Genomic DNA, 15,680 nt, shown 5'->3' on the forward strand with positions numbered 1-15,680 from the left:
AGAACTAGGCAATAACTTAATTCGGCCTCATATCCGGGTATTGCTTGAGGTTGCAAAAGACAGGGATTTCATTGCCTGCTGGTAACTCAAGTAACAGCGAGGAAAAGGTGGCACCCATTCCGACGCTGACCAGCATCACTTTGGCGCCGGGAGCGAGCTGTTGCCCACGAACGAGTGCGGCCAGATTGAGGTAGGGGTCCGCACCGAAACAATGGCCATAGCGGGGAACATTCTGCAAAAAAACCTTTGTGCGGGGGATGGTGAGTGCGTCGGCGATTTTCTGCCAGGACGACAGGTTGACATTGTGCGGGGCTATCCAGTCCAGAGCGTCCAGGGCGCAGTCGAAATGCCGCGCTGCACGGCGCATGGCATTGCTGAGGAACGCGAAATAGGCATCGGCGAATTCCGGGTTGGTTCTTGGTTCATTTCCCTTGTGTTGACTGAACTGGCCGGCCTGCTCGCTGTGCCGGGCAATGACCCTGGCGCGGTCTCCCGACCGGCCGAGCAGCACGGCGCAGCCGGCTTCGCCCATGATGGTGGTGTCATCCAGCAACTCTACCTTCGGGTGGAAGGCTTTTTCGCCGATCAGCAGCAGGGCGTATTCCCCGTCATTGAGGCGGCTGCACAGATACTCCACGCCCGACAACGAGGTTGCACAGTGGCCCATCGTCAGGCTGCCGTACTCGGTGTCATGGGCAAACCCGCATGCGTCGAGCACGGCCCTGCCGGTCTTGTGAAACGGGCGCAGGGTCGGCACGGTGTGCGCATGCACCACATGCCGAACGCGCGCGACGACGTCAGGATGAGTGACGACGAATTGTTCCAGGAGCTGGCGTATCAGGTCATCCACCGTGCCGGGATGACGCGGGAAGCTGTCCAGGCCGTAGAAGCGTGAAAACATCCTGACATCCAGCGCGGTCAACCCAAGAGTGAGGCCAACCTCGGCCAGTGACTTGCGCTGCTCGGGAATGTGAATGGTGATGGATTCAATATGCCCCAACATGGGTGTTCCCTTTTTCATGGTCGGCGTTTTTTGCGCGGAGAAACCCGGCCAGCACCTGCTGGGTACGGTGATGCGAGAGAATCCCCAGGTGGCCTGTATTTTCGATGATATGCAGCTGGCTACCCGGCAATTGAGCATGGATTTGCCTGGCGTCGGCAGGGTTGATTCTTTGGTCTTGCGTGCCGTGCAAGATGAGTGCGCGCACCCCGCGAAAGGTGTATGGCTGTGCGGTCTGCAAATCGGCGGATATGGGGTACCGGCTTTGGTAATAGCTACCGAGCAGTGGCAGGTAATGTTCGTCTGCCTTGAGCAACGCCAGGTAATGCTGCAACAGGCTGGACAGTGACGCCGGGGCTGAAAGCAGCGCCACGCGGTTGAGGGTAAAACCCAGCCAGTGGGCCATCGCCGTGATGATCCCGCCGGCCGAATGGGCAACCACGGTATCGAACGGGCCGTATTTGGTCTGCATTGCCAACAGTAACGAGCACTGACCGGGCAAATCGCAGTTGGCCGGCGCGTGGGGGTCATGGCCCAGCAGGAAGGGTGTGTAGACCCTGTATCCCTGGGCCTGCAGCACTGCTTGCAGGTCAGACATCATCATCGGATGACCACCCCAGCCGTGCAGCAACAGCGCGCTTTTGGCCTGTGGGTCGTGGTTTTCCTCTATCAGCACCCGGCTGCGGTATTCGCCGCAGGTGACCACCTCGGTCTTCATGGTCGCCAGCTGTCGCGACTCAGCCGGACGCATCGGCAGCGGGGTGGGTTTGGCCAGGCGCTCGATCAGTGAGGCAAACTGGGTATTCATTGTTTCCCCCTATGCTTGTGCAGAAAAGATCAGATAGTGCAGCGTTGCCAGCTGGGGCGCGGAATCACCACTCAGGCGCTGCAGCGGGTCATACAGATACAGCAGGCGTTGCCCGGGTTGAAGCAGGGTGCTTGCCAGCGAACCGGCGTATTGCGGATCAAATTGCCCACTGCATATGCCCCAGATTTCGATGAAGCCCGGGCATTGGGAAATCAGGCTTTGCAGCAGGGGAGTCGCACCGCGCGCCGCCGGGTGAAGGCTGTCGTAAACCAACTGTGTCGGATACGGCTCACTGATGACGCTGCGGCACAGGTCCACAGCGGCCTTTGAGTGCAGGCGTTCGCCGCAATCGATGTGTGGCCAGTGTTGATACCAGCGCGCCCGGGTCGGTAGCTCCCGGGTGGCAATAAAGTGCCGGCTGTCCGGCGTGATGGCTTCACAGGTACTGACGATATTCAGTTGACCCTGCACGAGAGGGGCGATAGTCATCGGCACTCCTGGCTGGCTTGTCGGGGTGAAAAACTCTGGTTCAGTCGGTGGATCTGTCGTGTGCCTTCGGTGTACTCAAAGGCTTTTACATCACGAAATGCCTGCCACAGGGTTGCCGGTACAGGCTGAGTGTCTGCGGGGAAAGCATGGATCAGTTGGCTGACAATTTCATCGGCTAGGATCACACAGGCGGTTTTCACCATGCCGGGGCTTTTCCCCGGGCTTTGTTGTGCATCTGCTTGCTGACAGACCATCGACGCTTCACGGTAAGCGGCATACCAGCGACGCTTCATTTGCGACAGCCGTTGTGACTGTGCCGGGGTCGGAGTGACGCAGGCTTGCCACTCGTGCAATGCGCGTCGCGCCACACCCAGCGCCAGGGCACCGACACAGGGGCGTAGCGCATCGAACGTAGCCATCGCCGACTGCGCAAAACGCTGGGTCGGTTTCAAGTGCTGCCCGAGCAAATCCTCTGCCGGGATAAACAGATTGTCGAACTGCATCAACGCCAGGTTTGCACCGTCAAGCCCGGTCAACGCAAGGCGATGGCGGGTGATGGCCGGGTCTTGTGGCGAAAACAGAAAAGCATTGATCCCCAATTGCCCCGGTGCGGTACGCGCAAACAACACACCGGTTTCAGCGATGACTCCATTACCGATAAACATCTTGCGCCCGGAGATAAGGTACCCGCCGTCAACCGGTGTCGCCGTGGTCTGCATGGCCCCGGCATCGCTTCCCTGCGTGGGTTCGGTCATCGCAAAGCAGGACCAGCACAATGCCTGTTGGAACTGGCCGAAAAAGGCATCCTGCTGCTGTTCGTTGCCCAGCCCGGCAACGACATAGGCCGCCATGCTCGGCCCGGGCGCGCTGAATATCAGTGCTGGGGAGACGAAGCCGATCTGTTCGTAGAGTTCATAGCGTTCGGCCAGGCTGATCACCTGACGGCTTGGCGGTACCTGATACCGTTGAGGCAGGCCGAGAGAGTTCAGCGTCGGGGCGAACGACCACTGCCCCATGATCTGCCGTGTGTCGCCGAAGTTGCGCAGTTGGTCAGCAATCTGCTGGGCGTCTGCGCCCAACGGGCAGGATTGCCCGGCGAACGTGTCATCGTAGAGTCGACTCATAGCGGGCCTGACATGATTTCAATAACCCCGGCATCTGGGTGATAGAGGTGGCTGGAGCGGTGGTTGCTGTCAAAGGCGTTGAACGGGCGTGTCAGTACGATCCAGCCGGCGCTCTTCATGACTTTGAATTGCTCGTCAAAGTCATCGACCTCAAAGCAGATGTGGTAGGGCAGCGACGACTTGCCGGATTTGGCCAACAACTCGCGCAAGGGGAGATTGTTTTCCAGCGGTTCGACCAACTCTATCTGGCTGCGCCCTTCAACAGTTTCCAGCAGGGTGATGAGCACTTTTTGTGCGGCAACATATTCTTTGTATCGGACGATAACCGGGAAAAACGGTTTAACCGCGACAGCCGTTGCGTCGCTGTCGCCAACCACATAACCGATATGACTAAAACGCATCGCGACGCCCTTATCCTTGGGGAAAACGATTTACGCCGGCGCCTGTCCGGCGCCGGTGCATGGAGTGATGTGCATTTTCGCCGTGGTGGCGGGAAGTTTTTTATATGTGCTTGCAGGTGGCCATCAGCTTACGGCCAGCGGCTCTTTGTGCTGATCCACCAATTGTTGGCGGTCGATCTTTCCATGCAGTGTCACGGGGAAGGTCTGACAAAAGAACATGGATTTGGGGATCATGTAAGCCGGTAGCTGTTCTGCCAGGAACTGACGCAGTGCGGCGCGGTGGGTTGCACTGTCCTCGCGTAATTGAATAAAAACTTGCAGGTCGATGACCTTGCCTTCTTCCTTGATCGGCACTGCGCAACACTGGGTGACCCCCACATAGCGGCACACACTGCTTTCAATTTCGGCCAGCTCGATACGGTTGCCGTTCAGTTTAAGTTGGCCGTCATCCCGGCCGTGGATAAACAGGGATTGTTCTTGATCCACAAACCCCCGGTCACCGGTGGCGTAGTAACGTCCGAACTCGTCATGGCTGAATGCACTGTTACGCGGGTCATCCTCAGGCAGGTAGCCCAGTGCGACTTGCGGGCCGTACAAACGCACCTCGCCCATTTCGCCTGGGGGCAAACTTTGACCCTCGGCATCCACGATCCTGATCTCGGTCAACCCGCAGGCTGTGCCAAGGGATAGCAGGCCTGAGTTGTGCTCGGGCGGCTGGCCAAGCTCGAAGGTATGGGTCATGCCGGTGGTCTCGGTCGGGCCATAACCGTGCATCACCTCCAGGCCCGGGAAGCGCGCCTGCAACTGGGTCACCAACCCCAGCGAGGCGCGCTCGCCGGCCATAAAGAACCGCTTCAGATCCGGAAACTGCTCCCCGTTGAACAAGGGGTCCTTCAACATCAAATCGACAAAGCTCGGCGTGGAAAACCAACTGGTGACCGGGCTCTGCGGGTAGCGCGACATCAGGCGGATATTTTGCCGCGGCAACATGTTGTGGCGGTGATCCAGCATCAGCAAGGCTCTGCCCTCGCACAGCACCGGGAAAAGATCCAGCAAGCCCATGTCGAAGGAGAAGCAGGCATGGCTCACATGGCATCCGTGTGCGATACCGTCGCGGATCATCGGACTGTACCAAGTCGAGAATGCGGCGAAGTTCTCATAGCTGACGACGACGCCCTTCGGTTCACCGGTACTGCCCGAGGTGGGGAGAATATAAAGGGCTGGCTGGGTCAATTCAGGTTCGAGTGGCAGTGATCCCGGGTCGCCATTTTCCAGGGTCGATGTCACCCATTGTGGCCAGCGATCCAGACCCTCCAGCCTCTGTGGCGTCGCAGTGAGGATCAGCTCGGCTCGGGTCAGCCTGGCAATCTTTTCAATCCGCGGGACGGGGTTGGACTGGTCGGTAAAGCTAAAGCAGCAACCCTGGCTGATACACGCCAGCATGGCTGCCACGGCATCCAGTTGTTTATGGCCGTGAACCAGCACGTTACGGCCAGCCCACGGTGCGAGCACCTGGGCAATCGCGGCGGTGCGCACACCAAGTTCGGCAAAGCTGTAGGTGCCCTGCTCGTTGATCAAAGCGGTCGCGGTGCTCTGATCTTTCAGCCGCTCAAACAGCGGTTTGATTTGCGATGAAAACATATTTTTCTCCGTTTTCCAAAGCCAGTTGGCGGGCAGCTGAACGATCCAGTTTGCCGTTGTGATTGAGTACGGTGCGGGGGGTGCTGTACCAGTAACGCGGGATTGCCCACGGGGGGAAATGGGCTTGCATGGCGTGGCCAAGTTGTGACAGTTCGCAGGTTGCATTGAGGATCACGCAGGCCTGGATTGCCTCTGCGTTGCCCTTGCGCCAATGCGGCTCTACCACCACATCGGCGACCAGGTTGCGGTCGCGCAGGAAGCGTTCGATTTCATGCAGGTCAATACGGTGTCCCTGTATTTTGACCTCGCCATCTTTACGCCCCAGGAAGTAATACCAAGTGCCATCAAACAGGCCGATATCACCGGTGGCGTAAGTGGCTTGCCCATCCTGCCGGCTGAAACTGGCCTGACGCGCAGGTGCAGCATTGAGATAGCCTGGGCCGACACACTCGCCACTGATCAACAGTTGCCCCCGGCCCGAAGCGTCAAGAGGTTGGGTAAGGTGCAGCGCCGCGCCCGGTCTGGCGCGGCCGATCGGCAGGGGCAATGACGAAGCCACCATGTCCGGGGTAATCAACACTTGCGAAGCCGCCACGGTACATTCGGTGGGACCGTACGTATTGAACACCTCACAGCCTGGAAAACGCGCCCACAACTGGGTGACAATCTCTTTGGGCAACGTCTCGCCGCAGAAGATAAACCGGCGTAACTGCGCCAGTGTTTGCGTATTGAAGGTTGGGTCCAACAAGTACAGACGCGTCATCGACGGCGTCGATACCCAGCAGCTCAGCGCCATGTGTGCATGCTGGGCAATCATCTTGCGGGTGTTGATCAAGTCTCGATGGTCGAGCACGGACAGTGGTTGCAGAAACTGCCAGGCGAGCCAGATTTCAAACAGGGAGACATCGAAGCAATACCGCACATTTCCTGTGATAGCCCCATCAAGTGGAAAGTCGCTGCGTATCCAGGCCACGAAATCGACCAGATTGGACAGGCTGATCCGAATGCCCTTGGGTTCCCCGGTTGTCCCCGAGGAAAACATGATGTAGGCCAGCGGGGTGTCGGTCGCGCTGTCGAACTGCCTGCGGGTGTCGTCCAGTAAATGCAGCAGCGCTGCATGGTCATGGTGCTGCCAGGGCAAGGCGGCGAGGGCAATCACCTTGGCATTGGCGGCGCACAGGGGGAGGGCGTCGGTGTTCAGGATCAAGCTTGCCCCGACCGTACGGGCAATCCGTTCCAGTCGCTCGGGAGTGTTGTCTGACTCCACCGGCACAATCGGACAACCACACAGCAGGCAGGCCCACCAAGCCGCCAGAAAATCGAAGGACTTGTGGCCATAAACCAATACCGGCGCCAGAGGTGTCTCGCTTCGAGGCTGCTGGCGGACTATTTCAATGGCGATATCCTGCGCGCGCTGAGCAAGCGCCGCATAGCTGTACGTCAGTGAGTGGTGGCGCCAGGCAGTATGCGGTTGATCCTCAAAGCGCATAAACACCGTTATGAGCTCAGACCAGGCGTCCATTTATGCTGCCCGGCTGGCGAGTTGGAGTTCAATGAAGTTCGACAGGCTGCCCACGGTTTCGAAGTGCTGGAATTCCAGTGTGGCAGGGTCGAGCACCAAGTCCTCGATGCGCTCCTCAAGGTACATGATGAGTTCGATATATAAACCGCTCTCAAACCCCAAGTCGCGCTCCAGGTGAGTCCGGGCACTCAGCTCCGAGAGGTTTGACGTTTCCAGAACCAGCCCGATGGCTTCAATGATGGTTGGCGTATACATGTTGGCTCCCTGTTTGTTGTGTGCTCCCGACGTTCAGGTTGTTTTCCCGGCGCGGCAGAAGGGTGGATAGCTGGCCGCGGTCAACTTTCCCGTTGTTGTTTTTGGGCAAAGCTTCACTGAAGTAATAGCGGTGGGGCCGTTTATAGGCTTCGAGATGGGTCTGGCAAAAGGCTTTGAGCAGCGCAGTGTCCAGGGGAGCAACGCATTCGATACAGGCCACGATTTCATCGCCGTAAACAGGGTGGGCGACACCGATCACTGCGACCTGCAGCACCCCCGGCATGCGCTTGAGTACGCCCTCGACTTCCCTGGGGGCGACTTTTTCGCCATTGGTTTTCAGAATGTCATCGTTGCGCGACAGGAAATAAAGCAAACCATGCTCATCCAGCCGGCACACATCACCGGTATAAAGGACCGATTCGCCGGGCAAGGGGCCTGGCCGCAACTTCTTCGCGGTCTGCTCAGGGTTGCGCCAGTAGCCGCGCATCACGGTTGCCCCACGGATCACCAGTTCACCGGTGGCATTGCTGCGGTGTGCAACGCCTTCATTATCCACGACCCAGAGTTCAGTGTTCGGGATGGCATAGCCCACGCTGTCTTTGTGCTGAGACAACAAGGCAGGGGGAAGCCAAGTACAGCGATGGCACTCGGTCAGCCCGTACATGGAAAAAATCTCGGTTTGCGGGAAGAGCGAGGTCAGCAGATCGATATCACTGGGGTGCAGGGCCGCCGCGGTGTTGGTAATTTTGCGCAGGGAGGAGAAGTCATAGCGTTTGGCCAATGGTGCAATGATCGCCAGCAGCGTGGGAACAATCGGCAGGACGGTGGCTTTGTGCTTGACCAGCTGTTTAAGGGCAAAGAGCGGACGGCTGAAATCCTTTTCGACAATCAGCGTTGCGCCCACCTTGGCCGCCATAATCGCTTGATACAGCCCGTAGTCGAAGCTCATGGGGATCGTGCAGAATATCCGGTCGCTGGCCGCCAATTGCAGATAGCTAGCGACAGAGTCCGCCGCGCTCAGCATATTGCGCTGGGTCAACATCACCCCTTTGGGATCGCCCGTAGAACCCGAGGTGTAGATCAGGCAGGCCAGGTCAATATCCAGCGCACCTTGCACGGGCAACGGCATTGCCGGTGAGAGTTCCGCCATTTGTTGCAGGGACAGCAGTGACGAACCGCTCTCTTGCACGCCGGGCGCTTGATCAAACAGCACTTGCAGATCAGGGTTGCCGGGTGCCGATGCCAGCGCAGTAGCCTGCTCGGCCTGGGCGATCAATAGGTGTGACGCTGCGTTGTCGAGTAACCAGCGGACCCGTGCCAGCGGTGTATCCGGATTCACCGGAACAAACACGGCCTGCAAATATTGCACAGCCCAGAAGCAGACGACGAAATCCACCCCATTGGGCAGCCATACCAATACCCTGTCGCCGCGTTCAACCTGCTGCTGACGCAAGTAGGCGGCGGTATTGATCACGCGTTGATGGAGTGCGGCCCAGGTTACTGCATGCTCACCCTCGATCAGCGCCGTTTTCTCAGGGAACTGGTGTGCAGCCAGCACCAGCCATTGGGTCAAATGGGTTGTGCTCATGTCTCATCCTCATTATTCAATTCAAGAACCATGGCTGCAAAAGTGCCGGCGATGCCGGACGCCACGGCCAGAATGGGGTGAACGGCGATAGCGTTATCGCGGTGCGCCAGCAGGCTTTTCAGGTTGAGGAACGCATCACTGCAAAAGCAATGTCCCAGTTCGTAGAGATGACGACGGTAGATGATGCCCCGGGCAAAACCTGCGCCGTCGGCAATCCTGTCGAAGGTGGGCGGGCTGATGTGGTAAGGGATCAGCGTACGCAGCTCTTGAGGGCGCCGTCCTGCGTACTGCAGTGCGGTGTGTACAGTCTCAAGCATGGTGGGGATAAAGGCGTGATCGTAGGCGTTTTCACTTTCACGATCCGTCGAACGCGTACGTGTGCCGTAGGCAGCCAATTGCTGGACGTGCACGGCGCCCACGCGCAAGGTGCCGGGCGAGGGATTTACGCTGAGCAAGGTCGCGCAAAATGCTTCGCCGAAATAGCCATTTTGATCGACGTATTGCACGGTTTCGTGGAAGCATTTTTCCCCGGTGATCAATAAGCCACAGACGTCATCCTGCCTGGCATGAGCCGCAGTGAGTTTAGCGTTGAGAAATTTCAGCCCGACCAGCGCCGATGCACACGACGCCTGAGAAACAGAGAAAAACTCAAGCTCCGGGCGACCCAAGAATGTACGCAAGTCGCTGGCCAGGACGGGGACCAAGTCAAAAGGACTGGGACAATTCAGAGAGTGCGCCCAGGCCACATAGCCAATGCGCCCAAACAGTACCGGGTCACACTCGGCCTTGAACTGTTGCAACAGCCGCATGATCAGGTCAGGCAACGCCTCCCGCTCAAACAGGCTGGCCGACTCCATCCGATGAAAGCGGCCAAAGATCTTGGTGTTGCGCTCACCCCAGGCATATTTCTCCGCCAGGGCGGGCAGGGCGGTGAGATTCGCAGCGACCAGGCTGGTTATCGTGTGGATGTACATATCAGGCCTCCGCCACGAAGCCCGCGCAGACTAGAGACTTACCCTCCGGCAGCACCCATAAAATACGGTAGTTGTCCGTCGCAAGTTCTTTTAACCGGACCCAGGGGGCTGAAGAGAGTAGCGTCTCATCCCAGCTCTCGATGCGGTTAGTTGCCAACTGTGCATGCTGGCGCAACTGTCCGGCAAAACACGGCGTGGTCAGGATCAGCAGGGGCAGAAGGTTTTCCCTGGACGTGAACATATCCAACGTGACGAGCAGGGCATCCAGTGCCTGGTGCGTGGCCGGAAAAGGGACTTTTCGATAGTGTTTAAACGCGATGCTTCCGGGTTGGTCGTCGGTCTGTTCGCCTGGCAGGCCGCTCAACATCACGACGCAGGCGCTGGCCACAGGATTGAAACGGGCCAGGCTTGGGCTGTCATACATGATGGCATCCTGGTCGGCGATCATCAGCAGAGCCTTTTTCCCATGGCCGCCACGGTCCATATCGTCGAGGTAATCCTCAATGACTTGCAACGCCAGAAACGTACTGCTCAGGCCATGATCGCTGATGGCAATGCCAAAGGCGTCGTGGGAACCCGTTTCATGAATAATGGCGTTGGTCACCGAGCATCCGACCTCAACGTCCGGCGTCCAGTGGGCCAGCACCACCAGATCCAGGTCATTGAGCAGGGCCTGGTTCTCCAGCTCCCCGACCAACTGCTTCAGCATCGTCCTGAACGTCAAGTTTTGTGCGGCGCACCAACGCAAGGCATGAAAGTCCTGGGCCTGACCCGTATGGCCATGTGAATGAAAAAAGCCATTGACGAAGCCCTTCACTATGTTCAATTGCCCGTCGTCTACGGGGGGCGCATCGTTTTGCCTTTCAAATTGGCGCCACAGGATATGAGAAGCCGCAAACTTCAGAGACATGGCGATTCCTTCAGGCGTTGGCCAAAGACAAGCGCTGGCACACCTGGGGGGCCAACATGGTGTCTACGCTATCCGCCGTGCGGATCAAAAAAGCCTGGTCATTTTCGACAAGCACTTCTGCCGGGTGACCGAAGCTTAAAAAGCCCACTGGCGATGCACTGGCACCATAGGCACCGGAATGCCCGATACCGATCAGATCCCCCGAACGAAGCTCGGCGAGCATGATGTTTTCGCCCAGCAAGTCAGTGGGCGTACATAGGGGGCCGGTCACTTGATAGCGATGCTGATCGCTGTGCCGGGATGGGCCAAGACGCGCCATCGGGAAATTTCGACGGATCAACGAGTTGATGCCAGCGGCACTGCCGTGGCAGTTGGCGCCGCCGTCACACACGGCAAACCACTCATCACGGGAAGGTTTGAGGTAGTTGACCCGCGTGACAAAGATGCCTGCGCGCGCAATCAGGAAACGGCCCAGCTCAATAACGATCTTGCAGCGTGGAAAACACTGACGGTAGTTGTTCACCACAGGTAGAAGTGCCTCTCCCAGGGCGGGCAGGTCGAGTGCTTTTTCTTTGTCGAAATAGCGCACGCCAAAGCCACCACCGACATCCACAAAGTCGAGGTCTATTTCATAGGTCTGCTGAAGCGCTGCGGCCAGTGTCAGAATGTTTTGCGTGTTGTTGGCAAGGGCCTGCCAGTCAAGAATACGGGTGCCAAGATAAATATGGATCCCTGCCAGACGCAGTTGCGCAAGCTGCCCGAGAGCAGTAAATGCCTGCGGCAGCAGTTGTTCATCGATACCAAATTGCCGGGGCTTGCCGCTCATCACCAACTTGGCTTTTTCGCCGGAGAAGTCGGGGTTGATACGCAGGGCAATGCTCTGGATTACCCCCAGGCCAGCGGCAATATCATTGAGTAGAACCATTTCTTCGATGGATTCGACCACCACGGCTTTAATGCCGGCAAGGCAACACTGCGTCAACTCATTAATATGCTTACCGGGCCCGACGAAAATAATATCGCCCGGCGCCACGCCTTGGCGTAAAGCAATTTCCAACTCCACCAGAGAACAGACTTCGCAGCCCGTCCCGGCCTGATGCAATAGCGCAACCAGCGTTTTATTCGGGTTGGCCTTAAGGGAGTAGAAATAATCTATGCCTTGGGGAAGGGTGCGTTTAAGTTCTGCAAAGTCTGTTTTTATCTGTGTGGCACTGTACGCATAAAAAGGCGTGGGTACTTTATCGGCCAGCAACTGATAGGGGATGTCTTCAATTCTGTCGGTGTTGATACATTGACTATCAGGAGCAAAAGCTGACATGGCTGAATTTTCCGTTTAATAACGATTCGATTCGTTTGATATCTTTAAAGTTATCGAACAAATCGTCGTCGAGAATATCGAAGAAACTCTCGGAATTACCTGCAGTGTCGTCGACCCGCTCACCAATTGCTGTGATAAGGCCGACCAGATGTATGGAGTCCAACAACCCCTGCGGGCCGTAGATTTCGGCACCGTGGTCGATGGCCTGTAACTTATCGTGGGCAACGCCCAAGTTCTCCAGCGATGAGAGAATGAATGTCCGTGCCGTTTTTGATGAAAAGCTCATGAATGTGACACCCCTTTAAACGTCGTAAGAGTGATCATATCCGTGGCGGACACTGAGATTTGCTTGAGATTGCAGCAGGAATTGCCGCAGAATTTATTGGTCCCCCCCATTTTTTCAATACTGATTAACGAGCGATGTGATTGAACTTGCTCAAATCTATTCGGCGTTTATTTGGAGCACGACCCAGCGCCACGATGAGAGTCACGCCAGGTAATCCTTTTGTGTTCTGGGGGCGAGTGAGTGGTACCCAATAGGTCGATAACGTCGGCTTTGAAATGAGCCGGGCTTTCCTGAATCGGCTAGTCCATACCGGCTTCAGGTTGCCAGAGAGTACAGGCAGAGCATCTGTAAAAAGTTCCGCTCTGACACATCATTTAACATAATATACATTACACGTAACATTATGTTTCAGGATTGGCCCCGTTTCATACGGCTTTGCACACAGCGTTTTGAACGCTCGGAAGTAAATCATTGAAACGATGGCTCCGTCCCCGCTTCAATAAATTACTTCCGCCGGATCAGTCTGCTTGCACCGTGAACTGATGCTGTTCACCCAGCCCCTCGATACCCAAACGCATGGTCTGACCCGGACGCAGAAAGATCAGAGTCCGTGTATTACCTTTCTGTTAGCGGTGTCCGTCGACTTCCAGCCACAGGTCCAGCGTGTGCGGATCAACGATTTCATCTTGAGTGACCAACCATGGGCCGATAGGACCGAACGTATCGAAGCCTTTGCCTTTGTCCCAAACGCTGGCCCGGCCGCTTTACTTCAGCGCTGACGCAGAGTCAGCGCTTTATTGGCAGCCCCCCGACATGTAAGCGTCAGGCGGCGCCGGCAATGCGGCAAGCATGTCCTGCAGTCCGGCGGCCCATTGCATGCGGATACGCATGAAATACGGGTCGTCGGCCGTGATGCGATAACTTTTTGCACCACCAAAACTGTCTTTTCTGAACACCAGCAGGTCCAGCGGCATACCCACCGACAGGTTGCTGCGCATGGTCGAGTCGAACGAGATCAGCCCACAGCGCAGGCCCTCTTCGAGTGATGTGCGGTACGTGAGGTTGCGATCGAGTATCGGCCTGCCGTACTTGCTTTCACCCAATTGCAGGAAAGGCGTGTCCTCCGTCGCCTGAATGAAGTTGCCTTGCGGGTAAATGCTGTACACATCCATCGCCCCCTCCGCGATCTGCCCACCCACCAGGAAAGAGCAACTCAAGTCGGTCTTGCCGGCCAACTTGGTACGGTCCCGGGCGACGACTTCGCGAACGGTTTCGGCCACCAGCACAGTGGCGTCATAGAGTGTGCGGACATTCAACAGGTGCGGGCCAGGCCCGCTGCAACGCTGCTTGAGCAAGTTCACCACCGATTGCGAGGTGGCCAGATTGCCCGCCGTTTGCAACACGATCAGCCGCTCGCCCGGCGTGCTGAAAATAAACAACTTACGAAACGTTGAAATCTGGTCGATACCGGCATTGGTCCGTGAGTCGGAGATGAACACCATCCCGTCGGCCAGGTGCATAGCGACGCAATAAGTCATTTGCGCTTACTCGTGAATTCTGGATGAAAGGCCATACCGTCTCCCCGACGGCATGGCCAATTACGGTGAACGTTTCAGGCTTATTGGTGCTGAACCTGAAACAGCGACGTTACTTGTACCCGCGCCAGCATCGACTCGGCCCCGCCACCACGACGCATGCCACGTACCGGGCAGGCGTCGAGGTAGTCCAGGCCTACCGCCAGTTTCAGATGGCGTTCGGGCCGGGCCAGCCGGTTGGTGACATCGAAGCTGTACCAACCATCGTCGAGCCAGGCTTCGGCCCAGGCATGGCTGGCCAAGTGGTTTTCATCTTCGGTGCACAAGTAACCGGAGACATAACGCGCAGGAATCCCCAGGCTACGGGCGCAGGCCAGGAAGGCGTGAGTGTGGTCCTGACAGACCCCGCCTCCACCCGCAAACGCCTCGGCGGCCGTGGTGTCCACGGTGGTTGCGCCCGGGTTGTAGACCATATGGTCGGCCAGGCCGTGCATCAGGTCGATCAACGCCGTTCGATCACGCCGTATGCCGCAGTGCTGCACGGCGAAGGCATTCAGGGCATCGTCCGCAATCGTCAGCTTACTGGTGCGCAAAAACGGCAAAGGCGATTGGCTGTCGCGCTCCAGTTCACGGTCCGAGTCGATATCCACCTGACCATAAGCTGTCAGTACCAAGGCCCCATGGGGTTCGTCCATCGTCAACACATGCAGGATGTTGCCGTACGGATCGAACTGGCTTCGCACCAGGCGCGGCAGTTCCAGGTGCCATTCCAGGATGCGCTGGCGTTCACTGTTCTGCGGCGTCAGACGCAGGAACTGAATGCTGGTGCAGACTTCATCGGCGTAGCTGTAGGTAGTGTCGTGACGTATGGACAGTTTCATACGGCCTCCAGATAGGACTCGTGAACGGTCTGGCCGAGATGGCGAACCTGGGAGATGAAGTCAGTCAGCCAGAGGTGCAGACCGAAGCCGAGAATCTCGTCGATACCGGTGTAGCGCAGCCGCGCATTCAACTCGGCGGCCAACCGCTGGGCGGCCCGCCCGTTGCTGCCCGGCAGGCTGGCGAGGATATGGTCCAGTTCCTCGATACAGGCGTGCAACGAACGCGGGACGTCGCTGCGCAACAACAGCATCTCGGAGACCTGCTCGGCGCCCGGCGCATTGCGGTAGATCTCGTTGAACGCCTCGAAGGACGACAAGGCCCGCAGCAAGGCACTCCACTGGTAGTAGCCGCGCGCGGAGTTGTCACTCACCTCCTCCGACTCCTCGCCGAACATTTCGTAGCGTGCATCCAGCAGGCGCAGCGTGTTGTCCGCCCGCTCAAGGAAAGTCCCCAGACGAATGAAGCAATAGGCATCGTTGCGCATGATGGTGCCCGAGGTCGCACCGCGGAACAGGTGCGAACGCTCCTTGACCCACTCGCAGAAATGGCTGATGCCATAACGCGCCAGACCATTGCTGGCGATGTTGCGCATCTCCAGCCACGTGGCGTTGATGTTCTCCCACATGTCGGCGGTGATACGTCCGCGCACGGCATGAGCATTGGCCCGTGCGGCTTGCAAACAGCAATAGATACTCCCGGGGTTGGTTTCATCCAGCGCGAAGAAGTGCAACATGCGTTCGGTGTTGAGCTCACCATAACGCTCGTTGTAATCGTCCAGCGTACCGGCGGCGAGCAGCGACATTGCCAGTTCGGCGCGGCCATCGGTACGCCCCGCCTGAGGCATCAACGACAACGAGTAACTGACTTCGAGCATGCGCGCCAGGTTTTCGGCGCGCTCCAGGTAACGGGACATCCAGTAGAGGTCCGAAGCGGTTCTTGAAAGCATG

16 protein-coding genes and 1 pseudogene are annotated in these 15,680 nt (G+C 57.6%); all 17 read right to left on the reverse strand.

From position 1 onward, the window contains the following. Nucleotides 1–16: 16 nt before the first annotated feature. The 17 genes and pseudogenes from AC1RL4_RS11670 to AC1RL4_RS11750 all read right to left on the reverse strand — a co-directional run bounded on the left by AC1RL4_RS11670 (nt 17) and on the right by AC1RL4_RS11750 (nt 15,679). Nucleotides 17–1,003 (reverse strand): 3-oxoacyl-[acyl-carrier-protein] synthase III C-terminal domain-containing protein, encoded by a 987-nt coding sequence (locus AC1RL4_RS11670; RefSeq protein ID WP_028940599.1) that lies wholly within the window; start codon nt 1,001–1,003, stop codon nt 17–19. Then, nucleotides 987–1,808 carry an alpha/beta fold hydrolase gene (locus tag AC1RL4_RS11675; protein WP_493119600.1) on the reverse strand — a complete coding sequence of 274 codons (822 nt, stop codon included), beginning with the start codon at nt 1,806–1,808 and terminating at the stop codon, nt 987–989. The genes AC1RL4_RS11670 and AC1RL4_RS11675 overlap by 17 nt, the downstream gene beginning before the upstream one ends. Before the next feature lie 9 nt (nt 1,809–1,817). Next, entirely contained in the window at nt 1,818–2,297 is a 480-nt protein-coding gene (locus tag AC1RL4_RS11680; RefSeq protein ID WP_019578933.1) for a hypothetical protein, read from the reverse strand. Beyond that, a complete protein-coding gene (locus tag AC1RL4_RS11685; protein ID WP_019578932.1) occupies nt 2,294–3,421 on the reverse strand; it encodes an acyl-CoA dehydrogenase family protein in 1,128 nt (375 codons plus the stop codon). Before AC1RL4_RS11685 ends, AC1RL4_RS11680 begins: the two co-directional genes overlap by 4 nt. Further along, complete coding sequence (locus AC1RL4_RS11690) at nt 3,418–3,822, reverse strand: VOC family protein (RefSeq protein ID WP_028940602.1); 405 nt, start codon at nt 3,820–3,822, stop codon at nt 3,418–3,420. The genes AC1RL4_RS11685 and AC1RL4_RS11690 overlap by 4 nt, the downstream gene beginning before the upstream one ends. Nucleotides 3,823–3,945: 123 nt before the next feature. Beyond that, the gene (locus AC1RL4_RS11695) at nt 3,946–5,463 is read right to left on the reverse strand and encodes an AMP-binding protein (protein WP_019578930.1); all 1,518 of its coding nucleotides are present in this window, start codon (nt 5,461–5,463) and stop codon (nt 3,946–3,948) included. Continuing rightward, nucleotides 5,432–6,985, reverse strand: coding sequence for an AMP-binding protein (locus AC1RL4_RS11700; RefSeq protein WP_019578929.1), 1,554 nt, complete (start codon nt 6,983–6,985; stop codon nt 5,432–5,434). Before AC1RL4_RS11700 ends, AC1RL4_RS11695 begins: the two co-directional genes overlap by 32 nt. Next, the gene (locus AC1RL4_RS11705) at nt 6,986–7,240 is read right to left on the reverse strand and encodes a phosphopantetheine-binding protein (RefSeq protein WP_008010488.1); all 255 of its coding nucleotides are present in this window, start codon (nt 7,238–7,240) and stop codon (nt 6,986–6,988) included. Next, nucleotides 7,218–8,813 (reverse strand): class I adenylate-forming enzyme family protein, encoded by a 1,596-nt coding sequence (locus tag AC1RL4_RS11710; protein ID WP_493119601.1) that lies wholly within the window; start codon nt 8,811–8,813, stop codon nt 7,218–7,220. The genes AC1RL4_RS11705 and AC1RL4_RS11710 overlap by 23 nt, the downstream gene beginning before the upstream one ends. A gap of 11 nt (nt 8,814–8,824) precedes the next feature. Further along, complete coding sequence (locus AC1RL4_RS11715) at nt 8,825–9,802, reverse strand: beta-ketoacyl-[acyl-carrier-protein] synthase family protein (protein ID WP_096480223.1); 978 nt, start codon at nt 9,800–9,802, stop codon at nt 8,825–8,827. A 1-nt stretch (nt 9,803) separates the two neighbouring features. Continuing rightward, nucleotides 9,804–10,712: a hypothetical protein gene (locus AC1RL4_RS11720; protein WP_019578926.1), complete on the reverse strand. Its 909-nt coding sequence runs from the start codon at nt 10,710–10,712 to the stop codon at nt 9,804–9,806. A gap of 10 nt (nt 10,713–10,722) precedes the next feature. Continuing rightward, nucleotides 10,723–12,030: a type III PLP-dependent enzyme domain-containing protein gene (locus AC1RL4_RS11725; RefSeq protein WP_026331650.1), complete on the reverse strand. Its 1,308-nt coding sequence runs from the start codon at nt 12,028–12,030 to the stop codon at nt 10,723–10,725. After that, entirely contained in the window at nt 12,011–12,316 is a 306-nt protein-coding gene (locus AC1RL4_RS11730) for a hypothetical protein (RefSeq protein WP_019578924.1), read from the reverse strand. Before AC1RL4_RS11730 ends, AC1RL4_RS11725 begins: the two co-directional genes overlap by 20 nt. A 518-nt stretch (nt 12,317–12,834) precedes the next feature. Further along, nucleotides 12,835–13,074, reverse strand: a pseudogene (locus tag AC1RL4_RS11735) (fumarylacetoacetate hydrolase family protein); the annotation flags it as partial. Nucleotides 13,075–13,110: 36 nt separating this feature from the next. After that, a complete protein-coding gene (locus AC1RL4_RS11740) occupies nt 13,111–13,854 on the reverse strand; it encodes a proteasome-type protease (RefSeq protein ID WP_026331643.1) in 744 nt (247 codons plus the stop codon). Nucleotides 13,855–13,934: 80 nt separating this feature from the next. Further along, nucleotides 13,935–14,732 carry a transglutaminase family protein gene (locus AC1RL4_RS11745; RefSeq protein WP_019578893.1) on the reverse strand — a complete coding sequence of 266 codons (798 nt, stop codon included), beginning with the start codon at nt 14,730–14,732 and terminating at the stop codon, nt 13,935–13,937. Next, nucleotides 14,729–15,679 carry an alpha-E domain-containing protein gene (locus tag AC1RL4_RS11750; protein ID WP_019578892.1) on the reverse strand — a complete coding sequence of 317 codons (951 nt, stop codon included), beginning with the start codon at nt 15,677–15,679 and terminating at the stop codon, nt 14,729–14,731. Before AC1RL4_RS11750 ends, AC1RL4_RS11745 begins: the two co-directional genes overlap by 4 nt. Between the last annotated feature and the right edge of the window lies 1 nt (nt 15,680).

It is taken from the genome of Pseudomonas sp. GW822-FHT07A10 (genome assembly GCF_058798795.1).